Source organism: Bacillus sp. AFS037270 (assembly GCF_002585305.1).
The window spans coordinates 93,601-107,750 of record NZ_NUNF01000030.1; the positions used below are offsets into that span (position 1 = coordinate 93,601).

The 14,150-nt window shown below is 39.3% G+C and carries 14 protein-coding genes, 1 pseudogene and 1 other annotated feature; of the genes and pseudogenes, 4 read left to right on the forward strand and 11 right to left on the reverse strand.

The genetic code is table 11. From position 1 onward, the window contains the following. Positions 1–216 precede the first annotated feature (216 nt). From COD92_RS15345 to COD92_RS15355, 3 genes and pseudogenes are all read right to left on the reverse strand, one after another. Positions 217–960 (reverse strand): IS200/IS605 family accessory protein TnpB-related protein, encoded by a 744-nt coding sequence (locus COD92_RS15345; RefSeq protein ID WP_098531665.1) that lies wholly within the window; start codon positions 958–960, stop codon positions 217–219. 110 nt (positions 961–1,070) lie between these two features. Further along, positions 1,071–1,757 (reverse strand): hypothetical protein, encoded by a 687-nt coding sequence (locus COD92_RS15350; protein ID WP_098531666.1) that lies wholly within the window; start codon positions 1,755–1,757, stop codon positions 1,071–1,073. Between the two features lie 133 nt (positions 1,758–1,890). Continuing rightward, positions 1,891–2,028 (reverse strand): annotated as a pseudogene (locus COD92_RS15355) (VWA domain-containing protein); the annotation flags it as partial. 143 nt (positions 2,029–2,171) lie between these two features. On the opposite strand from COD92_RS15355, the gene COD92_RS15360 reads away from it, so the two are divergent. Further along, positions 2,172–2,762: a YdcF family protein gene (locus tag COD92_RS15360; RefSeq protein WP_098531667.1), complete on the forward strand. Its 591-nt coding sequence runs from the start codon at positions 2,172–2,174 to the stop codon at positions 2,760–2,762. A gap of 34 nt (positions 2,763–2,796) precedes the next feature. On the opposite strand, the gene COD92_RS15365 is transcribed toward COD92_RS15360, so the two are convergent. Together COD92_RS15365 and proS are read right to left on the reverse strand one after the other, a co-directional pair. Further along, complete coding sequence (locus tag COD92_RS15365) at positions 2,797–3,357, reverse strand: GNAT family N-acetyltransferase (protein ID WP_098531668.1); 561 nt, start codon at positions 3,355–3,357, stop codon at positions 2,797–2,799. Positions 3,358–3,614: 257 nt separating this feature from the next. Continuing rightward, on the reverse strand, positions 3,615–5,045 hold the full coding sequence (gene proS / locus COD92_RS15370) for a proline--tRNA ligase (RefSeq protein ID WP_098531669.1): 1,431 nt from the start codon (positions 5,043–5,045) through the stop codon (positions 3,615–3,617). Between the two features lie 105 nt (positions 5,046–5,150). Then, positions 5,151–5,369: a binding site (T-box leader), on the reverse strand. A gap of 102 nt (positions 5,370–5,471) precedes the next feature. Here proS and COD92_RS32845 point away from each other — a divergent pair. Both COD92_RS32845 and COD92_RS15375 read left to right on the forward strand, forming a co-directional pair. Continuing rightward, positions 5,472–5,600, forward strand: coding sequence for a hypothetical protein (locus tag COD92_RS32845; RefSeq protein WP_255286724.1), 129 nt, complete (start codon positions 5,472–5,474; stop codon positions 5,598–5,600). A 118-nt stretch (positions 5,601–5,718) separates the two neighbouring features. Next, positions 5,719–6,612, forward strand: a complete 894-nt coding sequence (locus COD92_RS15375) for a cupredoxin domain-containing protein (RefSeq protein WP_098531670.1) — start codon at positions 5,719–5,721, stop codon at positions 6,610–6,612. A 41-nt stretch (positions 6,613–6,653) separates the two neighbouring features. Here the strand turns inward: COD92_RS15375 and COD92_RS15380 are convergent, their stop codons facing one another. From COD92_RS15380 to COD92_RS15405, 6 genes are all read right to left on the reverse strand, one after another. Beyond that, positions 6,654–7,217: a PepSY-associated TM helix domain-containing protein gene (locus COD92_RS15380; protein WP_098531671.1), complete on the reverse strand. Its 564-nt coding sequence runs from the start codon at positions 7,215–7,217 to the stop codon at positions 6,654–6,656. Between the two features lie 103 nt (positions 7,218–7,320). Further along, positions 7,321–8,586 carry a sensor histidine kinase gene (locus tag COD92_RS15385; protein ID WP_098531672.1) on the reverse strand — a complete coding sequence of 422 codons (1,266 nt, stop codon included), beginning with the start codon at positions 8,584–8,586 and terminating at the stop codon, positions 7,321–7,323. Positions 8,587–8,595: 9 nt separating this feature from the next. Then, complete coding sequence (locus COD92_RS15390) at positions 8,596–9,267, reverse strand: response regulator transcription factor (RefSeq protein ID WP_098531673.1); 672 nt, start codon at positions 9,265–9,267, stop codon at positions 8,596–8,598. Positions 9,268–9,355: 88 nt separating this feature from the next. Further along, entirely contained in the window at positions 9,356–10,522 is a 1,167-nt protein-coding gene (locus COD92_RS15395) for an ABC transporter permease (protein ID WP_098531674.1), read from the reverse strand. Then, positions 10,500–11,210 (reverse strand): ABC transporter ATP-binding protein, encoded by a 711-nt coding sequence (locus tag COD92_RS15400; protein WP_098531675.1) that lies wholly within the window; start codon positions 11,208–11,210, stop codon positions 10,500–10,502. Before COD92_RS15400 ends, COD92_RS15395 begins: the two co-directional genes overlap by 23 nt. Then, positions 11,210–12,160, reverse strand: a complete 951-nt coding sequence (locus COD92_RS15405; protein ID WP_098531676.1) for an efflux RND transporter periplasmic adaptor subunit — start codon at positions 12,158–12,160, stop codon at positions 11,210–11,212. The genes COD92_RS15400 and COD92_RS15405 overlap by 1 nt, the downstream gene beginning before the upstream one ends. A gap of 409 nt (positions 12,161–12,569) precedes the next feature. Here COD92_RS15405 and COD92_RS15410 point away from each other — a divergent pair, with 409 nt between their 5' ends. Then, positions 12,570–14,033: a TerD family protein gene (locus COD92_RS15410; protein WP_098531677.1), complete on the forward strand. Its 1,464-nt coding sequence runs from the start codon at positions 12,570–12,572 to the stop codon at positions 14,031–14,033. Positions 14,034–14,150 lie beyond the last annotated feature (117 nt).

Sequence of the window (14,150 nt, forward strand, 5' to 3'; positions counted from 1 at the left end):
CGTACCATAGGAGTCTTTCAACCACTATACACTTCATCGTTTCCATCACAATGCCATGTTTTTCAATTAGGAAATGCACGGCAGAGGATACCTTTCGATACTCTAGGAAGGCTGTTAGCCACGCTGGTGAAGCAAAATCAATTGGTTAATTGGAGTACGTGGTCCATTTTTTCCTTGCAGGTAAAGAGGAAGCGTTGCTCCAATTTTTTTGTAGCTTTAACGATCGGCTTTTAAAAGTTCAATTTTATCTTTAAATGAATATTGTTTTTTTATATGAGCGGTAATCGTTCGCCAATTGCTTAAGTTAGATTGTTGCTTATTGAAATTTGGGGGCAGTGAAAGGATGGTATCATACCTTGGTTTTTCCACTTTCAAGTGATATCCTCTTCTCGCGATCACACAAGCGGCCGCTGAATGGGAGCTTAACCCATATCGTGCCATAAATTTCATTTGTCCAATTTGGCTTGTGTAGGCGGGATTTACCTGCTTTATTCTGACTCCTGCTTTTTTCGCTTTTGCCTCAATTAATTGGTGGAAATTCGAATAGGTAAACCCCGAAAGCATCCTGGCATAGGCTGCCCCTTTTTCCCGCAGCTGTGTCTTTTTCTTCGAAAAATTCAATTTTTCAATCATGACATCCTTTTGAACCAAAATGGCGTATTTGAGGATCTCCTTTATGGCATCACTCATGGAGGCCGTTACCTGTTCTTTTCTTCTGCTATACATGGGGACTTTAATCGACCAGTTTTTGATGGGATTTCCAAATCGGTCAATTTCACAAATGGCCAAAAATCCGGCATTGATATCTATTCCGATGAGCCCATTTAAATTCGATGTCCCCGCCTTAGGTGTCTTCCGTTCAACCGTTGCGTTTACATACCATCCTTTTTCCCGTCTAATAAAACGATATGTAATAGAAGTATAGTACTTTTGTGTTCTTCCACTTCGGGTATGACCCATATAGGGAACCTTCCCCTTGTCCAGCCACTCTTGTCCGTAAGGGAAAATCACTTCAGGAAACTCGATATATTTTCCATATTTATCGGTGAAGTGATTCGTGGCACGCAGTCTTAACGTGCCTTCAAATCATAGGTAGCTGTCTGGTTTCCAAATGTTTCATCCTTGGAACCAATGACCAAAAATTGAGAGCCACGCACCTCAGCCCAATCCTTTCGCCACTCTTGATGACACTTGTATTGATTTTCCTCCAAATGGAATTGTTTGTGAAACAGTTTCTTCGAGCCGAAGCAGATGCGAATCTTTTTATTTATCACGTCTACCTGTAGCTTTTTTAATTTTTGTTGAAGATTCCTCAGCCGGCGTTTTTTTTGATGAAGGTAAAACTTGAGATTACGATACTTCTTTACCTGTTTCAAGAATAATGAATGGGTTTGTGGGATTTCCTGGAGTTTTTGATGGAGTTGTTCTTTTTGTGTAGTTTTCTTGTCGATGTTTTTTTGCAGATAAGTCGTTTTGGTTTCCAGCTCCTTGATATCTAACTTTCTTTTTTCGACAAAGGAAGAGACTTTTCCGTCAAGCTGCATTCTCAAAGAATTGAATTGTCGGGCTGTGATTCCAAATTGAGTTAGAAAGTTCTTTTTTAGGCTAGAGGACGAAACACCTTTTATGTGTGACTGAACAAAAAGTTTTCGTTCCAGCCTGCCAAAGTATTCTGCATACTCATGTAGGTACATGGTTGCTGAGAGTCCATCATGTAGTGAGAAGTTTATTAGTTTCGTTTGGTAGGTTTGTAACATTTTTGCACCTCCAAATAAATATAGGAACATTTATTCGTAGGAGTATTATCATATTTTCCTATCCCTTTTTCAAGTATTTAATGATAAGTACATAAAATATTACCATTGTCTATTGTTGTCTACTATCGTCTATATTTTTAAAAACTGTTATAAACCCTCTCATTGACCCTGAAATATCCAACACTAATCCAACTCTAGCAACGACATTTGTAAGCTTCTTTTTTTCTAAAACAATTCCTGCTTTTTGTTTCAATAAACTAATGGATGACATTTTATATACCTCCCATTTCTTTATGGTGCCATTCGTAGAATATCAGAATATCAGCATCTTCTATTATTATACTTCCTTTCAAAAATATGTTAGATTATTTTGTATAATATAGTCATATAAATTTGTGGAATGGATTTGAACTGATGATGAAAAACAAAAGATTGCAATGGATTATAAGTTCCTTTGTTGTAATGGGGCTGATATATGTTGCCATATTACACATTATAATTAGTCAATATAGTCATTTAATTGCTCCTAAAAACGCCGATTATCTAATTGTCCTTGGAGCAAGGGTTAAAGGTAAGGAACCATCTAAGGTATTAGCTAGTAGGATCGACGCTGCAGCAAAGTACTTAAAGGAAAATACTGATACACTTGTGATTGCTTCAGGGGGCAAAGGTCCAGGCGAAGATATATCTGAAGCGGAGGCCATTAAAAGAGAGCTAGTAAGTCAAGGTATTAACGAATCTCGTATACTATTAGAAGAGCGCTCTACGGATACATATGAAAATATTGAGTTCTCGAAGGAATTCATTCCTCCTAATGCTGAACTAGGCGTTGTTGTAACGAACACTTTCCATTTGTATCGTGCTCTTTCTATTGCATATTACCAAGGTTTACGTGTAGAGGGTCTATCTGCTAAGACTCCTTGGTCAGCCGTAATAAAGTCCTACTCACGTGAATATTTAGCGATTACAAAATTTTATTTAGAAAGATATATAATCGGTTTCTAGTAAAAAAACTCGACGGCGTCGAGTTTTTTGTTCATTATTTGGTTTTTGCATAGATACAAGTATCGCGGAGTTCTTGTCCATCTGCAGAAATTCCGTCATTTTTTAATATCCCTTCTAATGTAAAACCTAATTTCTCAGGAATTGCTCGGCTTTTGGTATTTTTACTATCACAACGGATTTCTACGCGTTTTGCGTTTAGTTCACGAAAGGCAAATTCCGTGATTGCCTCTGCTGCTTCCGTAATATACCCATTTCCGCTAAGGCTTGTATCAATCCAGTAGCCAATTTCAAACTTTGGTACTTCCCAGTTCATCCGATGCAAACCGGAAGCCCCGATAAATTCACCGGTTTCCCGATTGAATATATGAAGTCTAAGATCCTCTCTAGTTAGAAATTTCGCATGTGCATCACGCATGTTTGCCTCAACCTCTTGCTCGGATTGCTCCCTATTAGCCCAGGGCATCCACGGTTTCAGTTCATTTAAAGATGCCTGCATAGCTCCAAAGACCACTTTTCCATCTCCAGGCATCGGCTTTCGAATATATAGTCTCTCAGTGTAAATTTCATCTGGAAAATCTATTAAGATTGGTTTCATATAGGTACATCCCCCTTCTGAATGATTAAAATTCGCTAAAGGTCTTTAGTTCTCCTTTTTTATAGGTGTCAATTTGAGAGATCTATTGCAAAAATTCACTAGATTTTACGACCCTAGTTCTTAGAAAAGTATCATGAGGACAGGTTGCTCGGTTTTTTCTCTTGGATTGTCCTCATGAACCCATAATTCCTTCACATGCCCGTTTTTTTCTATTATATAAAAAAGGCCCTCCCATAATGGAAGAGCCTTCATATTTTTTAGTAAGCCTTTGCCCAGTAAACCATCTTATCTGTTTCTTTACCGCAGCATACACATTTATCAGCGACTTTTTCCTGCTCAAATGGAATACAACGGGAAGTTGCGCCAGTATCCTCTTTGATCTTTTCTTCACAGGCTAAATCGCCGCACCACATTGCTTTAATGAACCCTGGTTTAGCTTCAAGGGTATCTTTTAACTCCCCTAGATTAGTCGCAACCGAAGTTCTTTCTTCACGATGATTTAACGCCTTATTATAAAGGTTTGATTGAATATCATCTAACAATTCAACAAGCTTTGTTTCTAACTCGTCTAAAGAAACAACAACCTTTTCTAACGTATCCCTGCGAACCAACACAACCTGCTTGTTTTCAATATCCTTAGGTCCAACTTCAAGACGAACAGGGATCCCTTTCATTTCATACTCATTGAACTTCCAGCCTGGTTTTTTATCGCTGGCATCAATATCAACACGAGCAACAGAAGCTAGAGACTTTTTCAAATCATAAGCAAAATCAAGCACGCCCTCTTTATGCTGCGCAATAGGAACAATCATGACCTGTGTTGGAGCAGCTTTTGGAGGTATTACCAAACCGCGGTCGTCGCCGTGAACCATGATTAATGCACCGATGATTCTGGTTGTAAAACCCCATGAAGTTTGATGAACGTATTGCAGTTTACCTTCTTTATCTGTGTACTGAATATTAAACGCTTCAGCAAACCCTGTACCAAAGTGATGGGAAGTTCCGGATTGTAATGCTTTTCCATCATGCATTAAGCTTTCAATTGTAAAAGTAGCTTTCGCACCAGCAAACTTCTCTTTCTCGGTTTTTTGGCCCTTTACTACAGGAATAGCAAGAATCTCTTCACAAATAGCCGCATAGACATTTAACATCTTAATCGTTTCTTCCATTGCATCTTCATCCGTTGCATGGGCAGTATGACCTTCCTGCCATAAGAACTCTAATGTACGTAAGAATGGACGGGTTGTTTTTTCCCAACGGACTACGTTAGCCCATTGGTTATATAACTTTGGCAAATCACGATAAGAGTGAATGATATTACTGTAATGCTCACAGAATAATACCTCTGATGTCGGGCGGACGACTAAGCGTTCTGTTAATGGCTCAGAACCGCCATGAGTGACCCAAGCCACTTCAGGAGCAAATCCTTCAACATGGTCTTTTTCCTTTTGAAGCAGGCTCTCTGGAATAAATAATGGCATATATACATTTTCATGCCCTGTTTCTTTAATTCGACGGTCCAGCTCGTTTTTAATATTGTCCCATAATGCATAACCATATGGGCGGATAATCATCGAACCACGAACACTTGAATAATCAATTAAATCTGCTTTCGTGACAACATCTGTATACCACTGGGCGAAATCCTCGTCCATGCTGGTTACATCTTTTACAAATTCTTTTGCCATTTTGACACCTCATTATTTTTTTAAAATATAGAAAGAATTGTCCAGCGCCTTTGCCGCTAAACAAGGATTTCCGCTTATTTAAATGCAAAAAGACCCTGATCCTAAAAAAGGGACCAAGGCCTGGCGGTACCACCCTAAATTCATAAAGCAATTGCTTTAAACTCTCTCACATGATAACGGATTTTATCCGCATGTATCTTCAAACAATAATCCGATACAGAACTCAGAGGCAGGTTCAAATGAATGTCTTAAGAAACCTCACACCACTGGTTTCCTCTCTTGGTAAGACCAAGTCATTTTACTAATCCCCATCATCGTTTCAATTAGTATTTTTGAAAAAATTATATATTTCTCTATAATAAAAGTCAAATCATTTATGGATTATTTTACTCAGTAAACCAAATTCAGGACAAAAAGGGGTGCCGCATGACCAAAGAAAAGGATGAGTTTGAAAAAGAAGAAGCAGAAAAAGAAATATTACTCGAATACATGAAACTTCAAAATGAAGCCCTTAAAAGAATCTATAAGAACACATTAGATAAAAACAAAGACTAGCACCAAGAGTCATAAAACGTTCATATATATCACGGAATATACAAATTTTCAACCATTATTTAAATTTATAATACTCTTATGTTGTTTAATTATAAAGGCACATAAGAGGAGACGAAACATGAATATATTTTCGATTATTTCAGCAGCATTTGTGGCGATCGGCACAGGCTATTCTATTTTTCTTGTATACCGTCATAAAAACAAATTTAATAATACTCCGGGAATCCTGATTAGTATGGTAATCGCTGTGATTACGGGTTTACTAGCCGGAAGCATCATTGGGATTGTATCCGGTGAGACCTTCCTGACTGTTGGTATCAGCATAATTATTGGCTTTGTGGTTGGTTTCTTGGCGGGCCATCCGGTCGGTATTTTAGCGATATTAATGGGAGCTATTTCTGGTTTAATGGGCGGGATTAACGGGGCTATTCTTGGTCTTTTCCTCCAATATATCAACCCGACTTTTTTTTTAGGAATCTTATTAGGATTTTACGTGGTGATTATCGGCTTTGTGATCATATATATTCAGGTGGCAACGAATCCCAAATTTTCAATCAACACTGAAGAACTTTCACCTTTTGCAATTATTGCTGGCGGCATTGTCCTTGTTTCATTATTCTTATTTATGTACAGCAGTGATATGGTAAAGATTCCAGGTAAATACGATACGGCTCAAACACAGCTAACACAAGAAACCAACAGTCAAACGGCTGACAAAACCGAAGTAGATGTGTCCGGAGAGAGTACACCAAAAGTTAAAATGCTTGTAACTGAGAAAGGATATTCGCCGAACATTATCCGGGTCAAGAAAGGCGTTCCCGTTGAACTCGAGATTACGAACCCATTAGATAGCAGCAGCTGTTTATCCACCTTTATGATCCCGGATTTCAACATTAACAATATTAACCTTAAAACTGGATCGACAAAACTATCATTTACTCTAGATAAAACAGGTGAATATACGTTTAGCTGTGGAATGGAAATGTTTACGGGGAAAATCATAGTAGAGTAAGCCAAAATGCACACGGGTCATGACTCGTGTGCTTTTGTTTATTAAATTTCGGTTAACATATCTGATTGGCGTTTCTTTCGTTTCGCTTCCGCACCTAGTACCTTAATGGATAAATAGATTCCCGTACCTGTTAAAGCGATCATGGCAAGCGCAACTAAATCTATTAACCATTTAATATCGGTATTGCCAATTCTGCCTTCGTGCAGACCACGGATGATGCCCATAGCGGAGGTTTGTCCCATTCCTTCTCTGTTCATCGTCATTCCAGCTGGAAAATTTCCATTCCCGCCAAAATTACCACGTCCTTGGAATTGGCCATTTCCATTAAACTTTTGGTTTTGATTGCCGTTTTGCCCCTGTGTTTGACCGGCAGTTTGTCCAGAGTTCTGGGTCATTCCTTGCTTAGTTTGTCCCTGATTAGTTTGACCGTTGTTAAATTGATTTTGATTCATTTGACCTGATTGAAAATTGCCCTTTCCGCCTTCCATCGATGTTTGTCCGATTAACCACGGTTCATTCATCAATAGACCTGTTATTGACTCCATAAAGATAAAAATAGACGCAATTAATCCAATCCATAAATGGGCTTTTCTAGTGTTCTTCATCTGTATTCTCCCTTCAAAAATCATGAAGCTTGTTTAAGTAGATAAGCACATTATGAAGAGGTTTCCTTAAGTTTTTCTTAAGATTTTAAAGAAGCCCCAAAAATTATTTTTGGGACTTTGGAAAGGTGATTTCAATTTTTGTTCCTTGACCAAGGACGCTTTGAACCTTTGACTTACCATGATGTTTTTCAATAATCCATTTTGCAATCGATAACCCCAGCCCTGTTCCTTCCGCCGCAGTCCGTGCCTTATCGCTTTGGTAAAAACGGTCAAAAATCTTTGGAATGTCCTGTTCAGGAATTCCAATCCCCGTATCGTTTATTTTTAGGAAGATAGAGGAATGACTCTGGGTGCATGAAAGTGAGATTTCCCCGCCCTCTTTTGTATACTTTATGGCGTTGTCTAATAAAATAACAATCAATTGATGGATTCTTTCTTTATCTGCAAAAAATGTAACTGGCTCTACTGTCTCTAATTTTAACGTTTTCTCTTGGTACAACGCTATATCTTCATACTGCTGAATAATTTCTGATAAAAGCTCATCTAATTGAAAAGTGGACTTTTTCATTTCAATTTGATCGGAATCAGATCTAGCCAAAGTCAGCAAATTGGTTACTAGTTTGGAGAGCCGCCTTGATTCCTTTGAAATAGTTGAGATATCTAATATTTTTTCCTGAATGGTTGCGGATGGGGAGCGGAAAAGGATATCCGTTTTGGCCTGAATGACTGCTAACGGCGTTCTTAACTCATGTGATGCATCGGAAACAAACTCTTGCTGCTTTTGCCAAGATTTTTTAATTGGCACTAATGCCCTGCCAGCTAAGAAATAACCCGAAACGACTGCACAAATGATTCCCACACCACAACCTATTAATATGATTAATAGGAGTCTGTTTAATAGGTCTTTTTCAGAATCCACATTTCGAATCACTTGGACTGTTATTTTCCCTATTTGAGGCAATTCAGTCTTGAAAGCCATATATCGAAACGTAAAGTTCTCTACTTCAACATCCTCTAAGGTGCCGTATTTTTTTGGACGGATGAGATTTGTATTATCCTGAAATAACGCTGAGCCACGATCTTGCTCTGCCAATAGCTGGCCCTTTTCATCCCATACCAATGTGATAATCCGCGGATCTCTTCGCATGAATTTTGGTTCAGCCTCATTTCCATCGAGATTGTCCCCTTGCTTATTATCTGGCCCATTTGGCTGCTGAAAATGATTGACAGATTCCATTAATGATTGGTTAACATCCTGATATAATTTATTATCTGTATAAAAATAAATAATGCTCCCTAGTATACTAATTAAAACAATAAAAACAATCGAATTGATCAAAGTAAGTCGAATATGTGTTTGACGAAACATATGCTGCCCCTATTCTTCATTCAGCATGTAGCCGACACCGCGGATGGTTTTAATATCAGCATGGTAGCCGAACGGCTCTAATTTCTTGCGGAGATGGTGCATGAACACCTCAACAATTGCTACCGTTGTATCGGAGTCAAATCCCCATACACGGTCATAAATCTGTTCTTTTGTTAGGATAGCACCCTTATTTTGAATTAAATATTCCAACAACTCATATTGTTTAGCTGTTAGTTTAATCGATTCTCCATCGACAAGAATGTCGCGTTCCTTGCCTAATAACTCTATGCCGCGATATTTAATTGTTTGATCTGTCGTTAAGCTGCCGCTTCTTCTTAATAACGCCCTGATTCTCGCCTTTAATTCGGCAGCTTGAAACGGTTTGACTAAATAATCATCACCGCCAAAATCAAGTCCTTTGACGCGGTCTTCTAAAGAGTCTCTTGCTGTCAAAAATAAGACCGGAATTTTTAATCCTTCCTTCCGGATGGTCTGCAGCACTTCAAAGCCATCGATTTCGGGTATCATGACATCCAAAACAATTACATCATGGATGTTTTGCATTGCTAAAAATAAAGCATCCTCCCCATTTGAAGCTTGATCAACCTCAAATTCATCGGATAATAATTGAACGATGGATTCTAATAAAGAAAGGTTATCCTCTACCACCAATAAACGCATTTCTATCTCTCCTTAAAATAATAGAATTCATTTCATTATATAGGAAACGAAGCGGACGCAACAGTAGCGCACCGCTTCATTTCCCCAATTATTCATACCTTAATGCTTGAATTGGATTTAGCTTGGAGGCTTTATTTGCTGGGAATACACCAAATACCACTCCAACGGCTAACGAGAACAAGAATGAGAATAAAATAACGTTTGACGAGAAGGAGACGCTTAAGCTAAATAGAGAGGATACTAATTTTCCTATACCTAACCCTGAGATAATCCCTATTAGCCCGCCGACACCGCTCAATACAACCGCTTCAATTAAAAATTGGACAAGGACATCTCGCCTTTTGGCTCCAATCGCTTTACGTATACCAATTTCCTTTGTTCGTTCGGAAACAGATACAAGCATAATATTCATAATACCAATTCCGCCAACAAGCAAGGAGATACTTGCAATACCGCCTAGCATCAACGTCATGGTATCAGAAACAGAGCTCATCGTGTCCATGACATCCTGTTGATTTGTCACACTATAAGAATCCGTTTGACCTGGGAAAAGGGAAGCCATTTTCGTCTCAACTAAACTCATGACTGTATCCATCTGGTCTTCGCTTTCTCCTTTTAAGTACACTGTGCTAATCGTGGTACTTCCAATTAAACGCTGGCCCGTGCTAAGCGGGACTATAATCGTATTGTCTCCGCCTTGTCCCATCGAGCTTCCTTTTGAAACAAGTACACCGATAACTTTATATGAAGTTCCTTCAATTTGCAGATATTGACCAACAGGGTCTTCTGTACCAAAGAAAGTTGTAGCCGTAGATGAACCAATGACGGCAACCTTTTGCCTATATTCAATATCCAGATCCGTGATAAATCTTCCTGCACTTACTTTAGTATCACGCACATCTGAATAGGCAGCATTCGTTCCTGTCAAGGTCACTTGAGAAGTTGTCCGGTCCTTTTTAACGTTTACTCGTCCAGTAACAACCGGTGATACTTCTTTTACACCATCCACTTTACTAAGTTCATTAATTTTGTCATCTGTTAATGTCACATTTGTATCAAAGGTACTTACAGTTAATAAGTTAGTCCCTAATTGGTTGATTTGGCTCGTCACATTTTTAGAAGAACCTTGGGCAATTGAAACCAAGACAATTACGGATGATACCCCAATGATCATACCCAGCATGGTAAGAACCGATCTTAGTTTATTTCCCTTTATACTTTTGAGAGCCATTTTAATGGATTGCAAGATGCCCAATGAGTTCACCTCCATTTTCCAGTAATTGTCCATCCTGGATGCTGACCATTCGTTTTGCTTGTTTGGCAATGTTTAGGTCATGGGTAATAAGGATAATCGTATGGCCCAATTCATTTAATTGTTTCATAATCTGCATGATTTCCTTGCTCGTTTTACTGTCAAGGGCACCAGTTGGTTCATCAGCTAGGAGAATTGCAGGATTTCCTGCAAGTGCTCTGGCTATAGCAACCCGCTGCTGCTGTCCGCCAGACAGTTGTGTTGGCAAATGACCTGCCCTATCTCTTAATCCAACTTTATCTAATGCCTCGATTGCCCTCTCCCTTCGTTCCTTTGTGGATACCCCAGCATATAATAACGGGAGCTCAACATTTTCGATCGCCGTTAATTTAGTTAACAAGTTAAAGTTTTGGAAAATAAAGCCGATTTTTTGATTCCTGATCGTCGCTAATTCATTGTCATCCATTTTAAAGATATCCTTCCCATCAAGGAGATATTTTCCCGTTTGTGGCTTGTCGAGACATCCAATCATGTTCATTAACGTTGATTTACCTGAACCTGATGGGCCAATAATCGCTAGAAATTCTCCTTTTTGAATCTCAATTGAAACATCATTTAATGCATGGACGATTTCGCCGCCCAGCCTATATGCTTTCTTTAGGTTACTAATTTGCATGATCGGTTTTGCCATTACTGTCCACTCCTTCCGGTACCAGTGCCACGATACATTGATTTCATCGAGCCCGTTCCCCCCATGCCGCTTAGGCTGCTTTGCAGCGTATTGGTTTGTGTTGTAGAGGTCGTAGAGCTTGCTTTAGCTAATTTTGGCAGCAGTACGGTTTCACCCTCTGAGATTCCTTCCGTGATTTCTACATAATCTTCATTTGCTATGCCAGTTGATACTGTTTTCTTTGTACTGCTTGAAGGATCATCTGATGAAACAACATTGACATATTTTTTTCCATTTGACGTATGGACCGCATCTAGTGGAACATAAATGGCATTTTGTTTACTTTCAGTTAGGATACTAGCCTCGACACTCATACCCACTTTAAGGTTAGCAATTTTATCAATTGTAATTGTCACCGTAAAAGTAGAAATACCATTAGAAGAAGTACCTTCTTTGGATATATCCGTTACTTTTCCTGTATACTTCTCATCAGGGAATGCACTTACCTTCAAGTTGACCGATTGCCCTTTTTGGATTTTAGTAATATCTAGTTCATCAATTTGAACAGCTGTTTGCAATCCACTATAGTCCGTTACATGGGCGAGAACTTGTCCGGAAGTAACGCTATCCCCTGCAGATACTGATACCGTCGTTATCTTCCCAGCAGCAGCAGCAGTAATCGGATCACTGCCGTCCGTAAATGTAATCAATTCATCCCCTTCATTTACCTTCTCACCACTTGTAACCAATACTTCATCAATTTCATCATTATTAAATGTGGACATGATATCTTGACTGGTCACTGCCTGAACAGATCCAGATCCACTAATGTTTACATCTAATGTGCCTTTTTTAGCAACTGCAGTCCGCACCTCTGATGTTGTCTCGGCACTAGTTTTTGCTGCGTACCATTGATAACCGGCAATACTAATGACTACTGCAGCCACTGCTATCATAATCCATTTTTTCATTTGTGCTGGCTCCTTTTCATAATCGTTTCATTTGAATAAGCCTATTATTATCTTTGTTTCTTAACTTTTCCTTAAAGGAAATAATGGAAGGAGAATTTCCGGACTGTGTGCTTTTTTCTTTTACCTGCTTGAAACTTTTCCTTTCTTCATTCGTACTTACTAGAGCGGCTATCTCACAAAGCTAAACTTGAAATTTTTCCCTTTTTAGAATTACCGGTATAATGTACATAAAAGCAAAAGCGGAAGCGCCCGTTTAGCGGCGTATGGCCTGGAGCGCTTCGACTGAGATAAAGGAAACACGAAGAGCGTTAGCGATTCGATGTTGACTTATCGTAGGGAGAAGCGCGAAGGACACTTGCCGTTGGGCGCTGGAGCTGGACGTGCCAAATTTGGATAAGGAGTGAAAACAGTGGGTGTAACACTTAGCAAAGGACAAAAGGTGGATTTAACGAAATCACACCCTGGCCTGCAAAATGTGGTTGTCGGGCTAGGCTGGAATATTAGCCAGCTTGGTTCTAATTTTGACTTGGATGCCTCAGCCTTTTTATTAGGACCATTGGGGAAAGTAAACAGCGATCAAGATTTCGTTTTTTACAATAACCCTTCTGGCGGTAATGGTTCCATTTTATACAGCGGCGATAACCGGATTGGTTCAGGTGTACGTGATGATGAACAAATTAGAATAGATTTAAAGAAAGTTCCTGACCACATTCACAGGATTGCTTTTACGATTACAATCCATGACGCACAAGTAAAACAGCAAAATTTTGGCCAAATCTCAGATTCTTATGTTCGTATTTTTAATGAACTGACTAATGAAGAATTATTGCGGTTTAACCTTGGAAGAGACTTTACAGTTGAAACAGCCATAGTTGCGGCAGAACTTTACCGTCATAACGGGGAATGGAAATTTAATGCGATTGCCAGCGGTTTTCAAGGAGGTCTAGGAGCATTATGCCAAAATTTCGGTGTAACAGTTGATGACCCACCGCAAAATACACAGGTTCTGCAGCCAAATTACCAGCAGGATTTTAGAAATCAAGCCAATAACACGAGTCAAAATAATCCATATCAACAAAACCAAACAAACTATGATCCCTACCAGCAGAGGCAGTTAAACCAAAATGGGAATCAACAGCGTGTTCATCTTCAGCCCGAATCGACACACCGTCAGCCTGCCTATGGGTATCCGCAGTCGACACAGTCTGCTCCCCCTATTTCCAGTCCTTCTTCTTACGTTGGAGATGAGATTGTGTGTCCTCGCTGCCATTCAGCTAATGTACGAACAGGGAAAAAAGGATTTGGCCTAGGCAAAGCCGCAATCGGCGGGTTAATCCTTGGACCTGTTGGGTTACTAGGCGGTTTTATTGGAAAAAACCAATTAAAGTTCACTTGTAATCATTGCGGCAATGCATGGTCTCCATCACAAACAGATTATGTAGAATGGGCTAATAATCAAAAAAGAAGGGCTCAAGAATTGTTCAATCGCTATAAAAGTCAAGACCTTCTTGACGCAGTGACAGCCGCTTGTGCTTTAGTGGCCATGGCTGATGGTTATTTAGATCCAGCAGAGCGGCAAAAAATGATTGAATTTGTTCATCAAAGTGAGGAATTACGCGTTTTTGATACAAATAAAGTCATTCAAAAATTCAATCTCTATGTATCTAGGATGGAAAATGACCGAATGATGGGCCGTGCAGAAGCTTTTCGTGCCCTCGGAAAAATTAGGACAAAACCTGAAGTAGCTCGATTAGTGGCCCGATACTGTATCGCCATCGGTTATGCTGATGGAAACTTTGATCAAAATGAACAGCAAATGGTTACTGACATTTGCCGAGAGCTTGGCTTAAATCCTGCTGAGTTTCTTTCGTAGACGATAAAGAAAAGCCTCCAATCCTAATGTGAATGGAGGCTTTTCCTAGTATCATAGTAAATTATAAAATTTTCGCTTGTCGATAACTGCTTATAATAGGACTGTCGACGTCCAGCT

Coding starts and splice junctions, on each gene's coding strand:
- COD92_RS15345 (WP_098531665.1), bottom strand. CDS start 960: ATGGGTCATACCCGAAGTGGAAGAACACAAAAGTACTATACTTCTATT.
- COD92_RS15350 (WP_098531666.1), bottom strand. CDS start 1,757: ATGTTACAAACCTACCAAACGAAACTAATAAACTTCTCACTACATGAT.
- COD92_RS15360 (WP_098531667.1), top strand. CDS start 2,172: ATGATGAAAAACAAAAGATTGCAATGGATTATAAGTTCCTTTGTTGTA.
- COD92_RS15365 (WP_098531668.1), bottom strand. CDS start 3,357: ATGAAACCAATCTTAATAGATTTTCCAGATGAAATTTACACTGAGAGA.
- proS (WP_098531669.1), bottom strand. CDS start 5,045: ATGGCAAAAGAATTTGTAAAAGATGTAACCAGCATGGACGAGGATTTC.
- COD92_RS32845 (WP_255286724.1), top strand. CDS start 5,472: ATGACCAAAGAAAAGGATGAGTTTGAAAAAGAAGAAGCAGAAAAAGAA.
- COD92_RS15375 (WP_098531670.1), top strand. CDS start 5,719: ATGAATATATTTTCGATTATTTCAGCAGCATTTGTGGCGATCGGCACA.
- COD92_RS15380 (WP_098531671.1), bottom strand. CDS start 7,217: ATGAAGAACACTAGAAAAGCCCATTTATGGATTGGATTAATTGCGTCT.
- COD92_RS15385 (WP_098531672.1), bottom strand. CDS start 8,586: ATGTTTCGTCAAACACATATTCGACTTACTTTGATCAATTCGATTGTT.
- COD92_RS15390 (WP_098531673.1), bottom strand. CDS start 9,267: ATGCGTTTATTGGTGGTAGAGGATAACCTTTCTTTATTAGAATCCATC.
- COD92_RS15400 (WP_098531675.1), bottom strand. CDS start 11,210: ATGGCAAAACCGATCATGCAAATTAGTAACCTAAAGAAAGCATATAGG.
- COD92_RS15405 (WP_098531676.1), bottom strand. CDS start 12,160: ATGAAAAAATGGATTATGATAGCAGTGGCTGCAGTAGTCATTAGTATT.